This window comes from Limosilactobacillus sp. (assembly GCF_051873075.1).
Taxonomy (GTDB): Bacteria; Bacillota; Bacilli; order Lactobacillales; family Lactobacillaceae; genus Limosilactobacillus.
On record NZ_JBJEEM010000058.1, the window covers coordinates 1 to 1,584 of the forward strand.

Below are 1,584 nucleotides of genomic sequence, written 5' to 3' on the forward strand. Positions count from 1 at the left end.
GATCCAGCCTCCTGTTTTTTATTGAGTATGTTAGATTTGGTGAGCGGAACGCCCCTTGCGAATAGCGGCCCGCCGGTTTTCATCGAACTTTTCTTCTTGTTCTTCGACTGGCTTGATGACCTTCTTGTGAAATGCTAAAGCCCCGCTGGCTAATGCGGCAATCGTTGATGCAGCACCAATGAAAACACCCTTGGTAAATTGCTTCATAACATAGTTCCCCCTTTAGTTATTTAGTTAATTCTATTATGATTTACTTAGTTAGGATTTACCAGTGGTTTGTGGTAAATTTTGTGATAATTTATAAAATGTAGGAGCAAAGAAAATGACAAAGATTGTTGCAATTGTGGGCCCGACCGCGGTAGGAAAAACTTCCCTGTCGATTGACCTTGCCAAACATTTCAACGGTGAGGTGATTTCGGGTGACTCGATGCAGGTTTATCGACACTTGGACATTGGGACGGCCAAGGTCACCCCTGCTGAGATGGCTGGGGTTCCCCACCACCTGATTGATATTTGCGACGTTCAGCAGCGTTACTCCGCCGCTATGTTTAAGCAGCAGGCCGAGCAGGAAATTACCGTCATCGCCGCGCGTAACCACCTGCCCCTGGTAGTTGGCGGGACGGGATTCTACCTACAGACACTGACTGATAACCTTACCCTGGGCCAGGACCACTTTGACGACCGTTCAGCCCAGATTCGCCAGCGCTGGAACCAGCTGGCAACGGAGAAGGGGGCGTCCTATGTCCGTCAACGCCTCGCTGAATTGGATCCCGTAGCCGAGCGGCACATCGAAAAGGGTAACCTGCGCCGGGTGATCCGGGCCTTGGAAGTAATTGAAAAGACTGGGAAGCGTTTTTCTGACCAGCCACACCAAAAGAGCAGTAATGACTACCTGCTGATCGGGCTGACGACTGAGCGGCCCGTCCTGTATGACCGGATCAATCGGCGGGTGGACCTGATGATGAAAGACGGCCTGTTGAATGAGGCCCGGTGGCTGTACGAGCACGACGGGACCAACCTGCCCGCCGGAAAAGGGATCGGCTATCACGAGTTCTTCCCGTACTTTGCCGGGGAGATCGACCTGGCCACGGCGGTTCGCAAGGTCAAACAGGATTCCCGGCACTATGCTAAGCGTCAGCTGACCTGGTTCCGCAACAAGATGGACGTGCACTGGTTCGACCTGGTCAGCGGCCGTAACCAGCCTGAACAAATTAACGAATTGGTCCAGTCGTGGTTAATTAAATAAAGTCAATCAGCATAAAAGATTTTAATTACCTTAAAGTTTTAATATTAATTGACTTGTTTAAGGTGGGTTGGTATCCTTAAAAACGTATTGAAGTGGTGATTGCGGACTGATTTTACGAGCATTTAGTATTTATTGGTCTATGCCAAACTAGATTGTTCGGTTATCGATGGTTAAGAAGATTGCTTAATAAAATTAAGGTCACGATTGCCGCCATGCATTAGCGTAACTGGTTTTTACTGAAAGGGAATGAATTTTAATGGCTAAGCGAGAATATACAAAAGAAGAAGTTCGTCAAATGGTGAAAGATGAAGATATTCGTTTCTTGCGGGTAATGTTCA

2 protein-coding genes are annotated in these 1,584 nt (G+C 48.0%); one reads left to right on the forward strand and one right to left on the reverse strand.

From position 1 onward, the window contains the following. Positions 1–30: 30 nt before the first annotated feature. On the reverse strand, positions 31–207 hold the full coding sequence (locus ACI31J_RS06515) for a DUF3042 family protein (RefSeq protein WP_320610486.1): 177 nt from the start codon (positions 205–207) through the stop codon (positions 31–33). 115 nt (positions 208–322) lie between these two features. Here ACI31J_RS06515 and miaA point away from each other — a divergent pair, with 115 nt between their 5' ends. Next, a complete protein-coding gene (miaA, locus tag ACI31J_RS06520; protein WP_439773624.1) occupies positions 323–1,246 on the forward strand; it encodes a tRNA (adenosine(37)-N6)-dimethylallyltransferase MiaA in 924 nt (307 codons plus the stop codon). The last annotated feature ends 338 nt before the right edge of the window (positions 1,247–1,584 follow it).

Excerpts from the sequence above, each read along its gene's own strand:
- ACI31J_RS06515 (WP_320610486.1), bottom strand. The coding sequence starts at position 207 with ATGAAGCAATTTACCAAGGGTGTTTTCATTGGTGCTGCATCAACGATT.
- miaA (WP_439773624.1), top strand. The coding sequence starts at position 323 with ATGACAAAGATTGTTGCAATTGTGGGCCCGACCGCGGTAGGAAAAACT.